Below are 8,556 nucleotides of genomic sequence, written 5' to 3'. Positions count from 1 at the left end.
CTACCTATCTATTATAGCATTTTATCAATATTTAATGCATTTATATTTGTAAGGATCACGCCTTAAAATCCAAATATAATTAAATAATTAAACAAGTATTTTCTTGATAAATTCTTCTAATTTCCCCTTATATTACTAATATATTAAGATATAACCTTATAAAAGAAAAATTACTCATACCTTTAAACTACAGTTACTTTATTAACTTAATTATCAATTATATAGACACTCTTACTTCTAATTACCTCAAAAGTAAATTAAAAGACAACTATTGATAAGTATTGCAACAAAATTAAACAAACTGTGAAAGATAGGTGCTTTTTTGTTAAAATAAACGCAGAGGTTTGCATAAATAATGTTTTATAAAAATATAACTAAAAGCTCAAAATTTTACTATATTTTTATAAAACTCTTATTTAACTGACAAAGATATACTTTTGAGAATAATTTGCTAGATACAACCAGTTTTTCTTCGTGAAAATATCTTTAAGCTGTAATAAGCTTAGATTACTGATTATTCGGTGACAAGTCATTTTGCGGAATCTTAATACCCTTAATCGCAAAACTTCACAACTTCATCACCCGTAAAATGACTTTTCCCGATTGGAGCAAGAATCTTTGTAGTTTCCATTACTTCCTCTCATAATTGGATCATTAGATATCTTTGGTAATGGAGATAAAAATACTTTAAAATTAGACCTATATCTCCTATTCTAGAGAAATACCTAATGGCTTCTCATTCATTTAGATTATTTACCTTATAAAGGAAACCAATCCTTATTAATCTAAATAATCTCCAATTCATGGACTATTATGATTCCAGCTGCAAGACAAAAACGAATTCTCGAACTTATCAACAACCAACAGATAATGAGCATTGCCCAGCTTGTCGAGGAAATTGGCGTATCACACATGACCATTCGTCGTGATATCAAGGCTCTTGAAGCTATGGGACAAGTTGTTCCTGTTTCTGGTGGGGTTCAATTAATTGAAAGAGTTATCGAAGAGCCAACTCATGATGATAAATCTTTCCTTAATCAAGAACAAAAAGCTGCAATTGGAGCTAAAGCTGCCGAGTTTGTACCTTCAAGAGGGACGGTATTTTTAGATTCAGGTACAACTACACGTGAAATTGCTCGCCATATAAAAAACAATGAAGATCTTTTAGTAGTTACAAACGACTTTGAGATTGCTCGTTGGTTAATGCGTCATGGACGTTGCAAACTAATGCATACAGGTGGTACTGTAAATAAAGATAGCTACTCTGCGGTGGGAGAACTTGCAGCAAGATTTATTAAAAACATTTCTATCGATGTAGCCTTTATCTCTACTTCAGCATGGTCAAGTGATGGAATTACCACACCTGATGAAAGTAAGATTATCGTTAAAAATGCTATTATTAAGTCAGCTCGTTCAAAAATATTAGTTGTAGACTCTTCAAAATATGGAAAAATTGCGACATTTAATGTTGCAGATCTTTCTGCATTTAACCTAATTATTAGTGATAAAAATCTTCAGAAAAAATCACAAGATATGATTGATAAAAGAGGAATTTCTATCGCTTTAGTTTAATGCTTACATTATGACACACGGTGTAAGTAACGCAAAAGCTCGGTACTAACCGAGCTTTTATGCTATCTAGAATTTACCTATGTATAAATAAATACAAAAAGAAATAATTCCTAATGACAAATAATTAGTCAATTTCTTTAATGATTTAAATTAATTACATTCTTTTATCTTGATGCTTTAAGAACCAATCATAAGTATCTTTTAATCCCTGTTCCAATTCTATTTGCGCTTTCCAACCTAAAGAAGTTAAACGAGAAACATCTAGAAGTTTTCTTGGAGTTCCATCAGGTTTATTTGTATCCCAAACTATCTCTCCCTCATATCCAACTACTTTAGCGACCAACTCAGTTAAATCTTTAATCGACAAATCTTTACCTGTCCCTACATTTATGTGGCTCAACATAGGTTGAGTTTGCTGACTATAGATCTCAAGAGGTAAATTCATTAAATAAACTGTAGCACTAGCCATATCATCAACATGAAGAAATTCACGTAAGGGAGATCCTGTTCCCCAAGCAACTACTTGCGGAGCATAATTAATTTTAGCTTCGTGGAAACGGCGAATTAAAGCTGGGATTACATGACTATTTTCCGGATGAAAATTATCATTTTCTCCATAAAGGTTGGTCGGCATAATACTGCGATAATCTCTACCATATTGGCGATTATAACTTTCGCACAATTTTATCCCAGCAATTTTTGCAAGTGCATAGGGTTCATTAGTTGCTTCTAAACTTCCTTGTAGTAACTCTTCTTCCTTAATAGGTTGTTGTGCAAACTTAGGATAAATACAACTTGAACCTAAAAACATTAATTTTTGTATATTATGCTGATGGGCTGCATGAATTACATTTGCCTCAATCATTAAATTTTGATAAATAAATTCAGCTGGATAAGTGTTATTGGCATAAATACCACCTACTTTAGCGGCTGCTAAATATACTTGATCAATTTTATGCTTAGCAAAAAAGCTATTTACTTGCTCTTGATTAGTTAGATCCAACTCCTTGCGACTAGCAGTAATTAAGTTTATCTTTGGATCTTGTGCCAGTTGACGACAAATTGCACTTCCGACCATTCCCTTATGACCAGCGACAAATACATTGATTTTCATAGCTTACTCCTCATGATGGTTGTACATTCCTTGTTGAGCAAGTAATAAATTGATTTGTGCAAGTCTATAGTCTTCTGCAATCATTTCCTGACATAACTGTTCTAAAGTTATTTCAGGTTCCCAACCTAATTTTTCTTTAGCCTTATATGGGTCTCCTAGCAAAGTATCTACTTCAGCTGGACGGAAGAAGCGAGAATCAACTTTGATAATGACATCCCCTTCTTTTACGGCAACAGCTTTATCTCCCTCAACTTTTGTTACTATCCCGATTTCTTCAACACCTTGATATTTAAACTCTAAAGTTATACCAAGCTCTTTTGCAGCTAAAGTTATAAATTCTCTTACTGTAATTTGTTTTCCAGTTGCTATTACAAAGTCTTCAGGATGTTCTTGTTGTAACATTAACCATTGCATACGTACATAATCACGAGCATGTCCCCAATCACGTAAAGAATTTAAGTTCCCCATTTTTAGTTGCTTTTGTAGTCCAACAGCAATATGAGATAACCCTAAGGTTATTTTACGTGTAACAAAAGTTTCACCTCGTCTTGGAGATTCATGATTAAAGAGAATACCATTACAAGCGTAGATCCCATAAGATTCACGATAATTTACTGTAATCCAATAAGCATAAAGTTTAGCTACAGCATAAGGAGAACGTGGATAAAAAGGAGTTGTTTCCTTTTGCGGAACTTCTTGCACTAAACCGTATAATTCTGAAGTACTTGCTTGATAGATTCTTGTTTTCTTAGCTAAGCCAAGAATACGCACTGCCTCTAAAATACGTAAAGTTCCTAAAGCATCTACATCAGCAGTGTACTCTGGAGCTTCAAAGCTCACCGCTACATGGCTTTGGGCTCCGAGATTATAGATTTCATCAGGTTGAATCTCTCCAATTAAACGAATTAAATTAGAAGAATCAGTTAAATCTCCATAATGTAAATGTAATCTCGAAGTTAATTCTGAATCTAAAAGTAAATGATCTAAACGTTCGGTGTTATGTGAGGCACTACGACGTCTTAACCCATGTACCTCATATCCTTTTTCTAAGAGGAACTCAGCAAGATATGAGCCATCTTGCCCTGTAATTCCGGTGATAAATGCTTTTTTCATATTTTCTCTTAAAATAAGTTTTATTCATATCTTATTATATGAAAATTTACTATTTTATATAGTAAAAAAGCTCAGCATTAATACTGAGCTAATCTTGATTTATTTATTATTTTTATATACTTTTAAGGCAAAGTTATATAATTTTTTTTGCCCTTTCTCATTTTTAAAAGCATAACGCAAATATAAGCGATGAAAAATATTATAAGGTTTTACATAAAATGGATTTATAACAATTTGATTAACTTGCCAAGGTTTAGTTGTCCAATTTCTTTGTACATCTTTTCTGCCTCTAACTAGAAGCTCAGTCATATCTAAATCCATTAAACAAGGAATATATTGATATCTTTGATAAATATCAGAAATAAGCTCATCGTAATAAGAAATAGGCTTTTGCACAAGCTCAGTGATACTTTGTTTTGCAAAGAGATTATAAAAATCTACCCACTCAGGAGCATAACTATTCCATTGTTTATGCTTTTCTAAAAAGTGTAAAATTTTAGGACGATAAAATTCTGGAGTTAGCCCTTTTGCTTTAAATTTTTCGTACTTTTTATACCATCCATAGTGATTTAATACAAATCTTTGGCTTATTAAATACTTCATTGGATAGTTATAAGCAAAAGGTAATTCCTGCTTATCATCCAAATGAATTAAATTTAAAATATCTTGATCTGGTAATAAAGTAGGACGATCTAAATATTTAGCAAAATAATCAGGCCAATAATATTTTTTCTCTTTGATTTTATCTAAATCACATAGAAGAATCCCTGAGTTAAAATATTTTTCTTGCTCATTAAAATCAATTTCTCTTAATTCTTGTAAAAATCTATGATCAAAATAAGGTAAAGAGAAAAACTTATGCTGAATATTACATAAATCAGGAATTACACCAATTGAATGACCATTTAATACATCTGTATTAAATAATTCTTCAATATTAGCTGCAATCATTACATCTATATCAAGATATAATACTTTGCCACTATAAGGTAAGCTTGGAAGCATTAATCTATAGTTTGCTACATTACCAGCATGCTCTTCACTCATACCTAAAGAGATTAGTTCCTCTTTAGCAAAATAATGAAATTTAAATTCAATACCTTTATACTCAGAAAAAGTTGCTAAAAACTTCTCTACAGCCTTTGAAGAATCTATATCTTTGATATTATGTAAAATGATAGCTCTAATAGGCTCTCTATTATACGCAATATAGTTTTTAATTAAGCTCTCTAAATATGGTAAATAACCTTCATTAGTATTAAATGCTAATTGATTCATTCAACAATACCTTATTATCTATAAAACTCTGTTTCAAAACGTACTACATCATCGTCATCTAAATATGATCCAGACTGAACTTCTATAAAATCTAAAGGTAATTTACCTATATTTTCAATAGAGTGCTTAACCCCAATCGGAATATAAATGGACTGATTTTCTGTAAGTAATTGTACCTGATCATTTACGGTTACTTGTGCTGTTCCTGAGACAATAATCCAATGTTCAGCATGATGATAATGCATTTGCATCGCCACTTTCTTACCAGGTAATACTGAAATTCTTTTTACTTTATATCTTTCGCCTTTATCAATTAACAACATACTCCCCCACGGACGAAATACATGAGGATGCTCATAACATGTTGGATGTTGTTGTTCTTGTAATTTCTTAACGATTGCTTTGGTTTCTTGAGTACGAGATTTATCGGCAATTAACACCGCATCTCTAGTTTGTACAATCACTAAATTATCAATACCAATGGTCGAAATTAAAGAGTTTTCAGCCATAACAAAATTATTCTTACTATCTATAGCTAGATACTCACCATGAACTACATTGCCGTATTGATCTTTATCGGAAATACTCCATAAAGCTTCCCAAGAACCTATATCACTCCAAGTTACCTCTAATGGAATTACCACAGCTTGTGTTGTTTTTTCCATAATGGCATGATCTATAGAAATATCTTTACATAAACTATAGTCTTGATCAAAAACTCTTTTAAAATCCAAATCCTTTTGAGCATTAGCATAAGCGTGTTTACAAAGAGTATATAACTCTTGATCTACTGCTTCTAAAATTTGCAAATAAGCTTTAGCCGTAAACATAAACATACCACTGTTCCAAAGATATCTCTTACTTGCAATTAATTCTTGAGCTAGTTCTTTACTCGGCTTTTCTTTAAAAGATTTTACATAAAAGCTCTGCTCAAGAAACGCCTCTCCTTGCTCAATATAGCCATATCCTGTTTCTACACTTGTAGGCTTAATCCCAAAAGTAACAATTTTTTCTTTAAATACCGATGATAAGGCTTGAGTGATACTTAACTTAAGTTTTTCATTATCGAGAATTACATGATCTGCAGGTAAAACTAGCAATACCGCTTGTTCATCTTGTTGTATCGCCTCAAATGCAGCTAAAGCTATAGCCGGAGCTGTACCTCTACCTTGAGATTCTAAAATTATATTATTATCTAATAAATTAAGTTGACGAAGTTGCTCAGCGGCAATAAATCTATGTTCTTCGTTACAAACCACTATTGGTTTTGCTACGTTTAGACCATCTAAACGTTGCAAAGTTTGTTGTAACATAGACTTATCACCAAAAAAAGTTTGGAACTGTTTAGGAAATGAAGTTCTCGATACAGGCCACAAACGAGTACCCGTACCTCCTGCTAATAATACAGGATATATTTTACTTTGCTCCATAACATTTTAAGTATTTAAAAACATTAATTTTTATTCCCTATATTATAGAGCAAAACAAAATCAATTAATAAAAAAAGGAAGAGCAAAACCTCTTCCTTAATCGATTAAACAATTAATCTGTTAAATAATATTAGTTAGACTGTTCTTTAAAATCTCTAGTATAAAGTTTATAGTATTCACCATTAACATTTTTTACTAGATCTTCATGTTTACCTTGTTCAACTATTTCTCCACCAATGATAACGAAAATTTGATCTGAGTTTTCAATTGTAGATAATCTATGAGCAATAGTTAACACGGTACGACCTTTTTGTAACTCTTCTAAAGATTTTTGGATAAAGAATTCTGATTCATTATCTAACGCAGAAGTAGCTTCATCTAAAATTAAAATCGGTTTATTACGTAATAAAGCTCGAGCGATTGCCACTCTTTGACGTTGTCCACCTGACAATCTTGCTCCCGCAGAACCAATTCTAGTTTGTAAACCTTCAGGAAAATCTTTAGTAAAGTTAGTTACATAGGCTAAATTAGCTGCTCGTTCAACTTCTTCAGGAGAATATTTATCGCCATCGCAATAAACAATATTATTGTAAATCGTATCATCAAATAAATGAACGTTCTGCGATACTACTCCAATATTATTTCTTAACTCCTCAAGCTTGATATCTCGAATATCATGACCATCAATGGTAATCTGACCTTTATTTACATCGTAAGTACGAGTTAATAAACTAACTATAGTCGACTTACCCCCTCCAGATTTACCAACAAAGGCATAAGTTTTTCCAGCTTCGATCGTGAGATTAAAGTTTTCTAAGATTGGCTCATCAGGTCGAGTTGGATAAGCAAAGCCAACATCTTCATACTTGATATCTTGATTAAAGTCTACTTCTTGAGAGGTTAAAGTACCTTTATCCTCTTCAGTATCTAAAGCTAAAAGCCCCATAATCGATTTACCAGCAGTTAATGATTGAACAAAACCAGTGTATACATTAGTTAAGTTGCGTACAGGTTTTAATAATCCAAACATCGCTGAGAATATCACGATAAAATCACCTGGAGTGATTGGAGGTAAATCTAAATCAGTAGCATAAGCCGCTAAAATAATTACAAGGACTAACAGTAAAGAGGCTACAAATTGTACTACTGTATGTCCTAAATTGGTAATAGTTACACCTTTTTGACTACGCTTACGTATAGTTTCTACTTGCTCATAAAAGCGTTGATGTTCAAAGTCTTGAGCATTATATAAATTAACTACAGAATGTCCATGAATCATTTCATTTAATAATTTTGTTTGTATTTCTGTAGATTGCATTTGCCCTTGAGTTATCTTTTTAACAGAAGAAGAAACTAATTTTAGTACTAAATATATAACAGGTAACATCAGAAATATCACTGATGATAATACCCAGTTGGTGTAAAACATGACTACGAGAAAAGCAATTACTGTAGATCCATCTCTACTTATGGTTAATAGGGAATTGCTTATTGCTCCCAGCATTACTGAAACTTCGTATTGAATTTTTGAAATTATACGTCCATGACCATTTATGTCAAAAAACGATTGTGGCATTCTAGAGATATGAGCAAAAACTTTTTCTGATAAACTAACAGATAATTTTGCTTGTGCCCATGCAAAGAAATATTGGGATATAAACTGCATAACAGCTCTAAGTCCCATAAATATAACGAGTAAATATGCAAAACCTAGCAGAATACTGCTATTTAAAATTCCAGAACCATTATCTACAATCTTTTTTATATAAGAGATTAAATAGGCATCAATTCCAGAACCAATAAAAATACAAAGAATTCCTACAAATAAAGCCCATTGAAAAGGAATCACATAACGCCAATAAAGACGAAAGGCAAACCAGTTTGAGCATTCTAAAACTGGATTGGGATTAGTAGGATTAGTATCATTTAAAAAATCACGAGGAGTTATCTTCCTCTTTGAGAATAATTTAAACATAAAAAATCTAAAAAAGAATCATTAACTAGATTCTTTCGATATTAAAAATATAATATAGACAATAAGAATGTTAG

6 protein-coding genes are annotated in these 8,556 nt (G+C 31.8%); 1 reads left to right on the top strand and 5 read right to left on the bottom strand.

The genetic code is table 11. From position 1 onward, the window contains the following. The first annotated feature begins 813 nt into the window (after positions 1 to 813). Positions 814 to 1,572, top strand: coding sequence for a DeoR/GlpR family DNA-binding transcription regulator (locus tag CKF59_RS06465; RefSeq protein WP_119535130.1), 759 nt, complete (start codon positions 814 to 816; stop codon positions 1,570 to 1,572). Positions 1,573 to 1,726: 154 nt separating this feature from the next. Here the strand turns inward: CKF59_RS06465 and fcl are convergent, their stop codons facing one another. The 5 genes from fcl to CKF59_RS06440 all read right to left on the bottom strand — a co-directional run bounded on the left by fcl (position 1,727) and on the right by CKF59_RS06440 (position 8,482). After that, on the bottom strand, positions 1,727 to 2,686 hold the full coding sequence (gene fcl / locus CKF59_RS06460; protein WP_119535129.1) for a GDP-L-fucose synthase: 960 nt from the start codon (positions 2,684 to 2,686) through the stop codon (positions 1,727 to 1,729). Positions 2,687 to 2,689: 3 nt separating this feature from the next. Continuing rightward, on the bottom strand, positions 2,690 to 3,799 hold the full coding sequence (gene gmd, locus CKF59_RS06455) for a GDP-mannose 4,6-dehydratase (RefSeq protein WP_119535128.1): 1,110 nt from the start codon (positions 3,797 to 3,799) through the stop codon (positions 2,690 to 2,692). Positions 3,800 to 3,898: 99 nt separating this feature from the next. Then, entirely contained in the window at positions 3,899 to 5,077 is a 1,179-nt protein-coding gene (locus CKF59_RS06450; RefSeq protein WP_119535127.1) for a glycosyltransferase family 8 protein, read from the bottom strand. A 14-nt stretch (positions 5,078 to 5,091) separates the two neighbouring features. Beyond that, the gene (locus CKF59_RS06445; protein WP_119535126.1) at positions 5,092 to 6,507 is read right to left on the bottom strand and encodes a mannose-1-phosphate guanylyltransferase/mannose-6-phosphate isomerase; all 1,416 of its coding nucleotides are present in this window, start codon (positions 6,505 to 6,507) and stop codon (positions 5,092 to 5,094) included. Positions 6,508 to 6,637: 130 nt separating this feature from the next. Next, entirely contained in the window at positions 6,638 to 8,482 is a 1,845-nt protein-coding gene (locus tag CKF59_RS06440) for an ABC transporter transmembrane domain-containing protein (RefSeq protein WP_119535125.1), read from the bottom strand. Between the last annotated feature and the right edge of the window lie 74 nt (positions 8,483 to 8,556).

The sequence above is a fragment of the Psittacicella gerlachiana genome, assembly GCF_003585965.1.
Classification (GTDB): domain Bacteria; phylum Pseudomonadota; class Gammaproteobacteria; order Enterobacterales; family Psittacicellaceae; genus Psittacicella; species Psittacicella gerlachiana.
Note: the sequence above shows the minus strand (reverse complement) of the source record. Positions and strands in the feature narration are given on the sequence as shown.

Coding starts and splice junctions, on each gene's coding strand:
- CKF59_RS06445 (WP_119535126.1), bottom strand. CDS start 6,507: ATGGAGCAAAGTAAAATATATCCTGTATTATTAGCAGGAGGTACGGGT.
- fcl (WP_119535129.1), bottom strand. CDS start 2,686: ATGAAAATCAATGTATTTGTCGCTGGTCATAAGGGAATGGTCGGAAGT.
- CKF59_RS06440 (WP_119535125.1), bottom strand. CDS start 8,482: ATGTTTAAATTATTCTCAAAGAGGAAGATAACTCCTCGTGATTTTTTA.
- CKF59_RS06465 (WP_119535130.1), top strand. CDS start 814: ATGATTCCAGCTGCAAGACAAAAACGAATTCTCGAACTTATCAACAAC.
- CKF59_RS06450 (WP_119535127.1), bottom strand. CDS start 5,077: ATGAATCAATTAGCATTTAATACTAATGAAGGTTATTTACCATATTTA.
- gmd (WP_119535128.1), bottom strand. CDS start 3,799: ATGAAAAAAGCATTTATCACCGGAATTACAGGGCAAGATGGCTCATAT.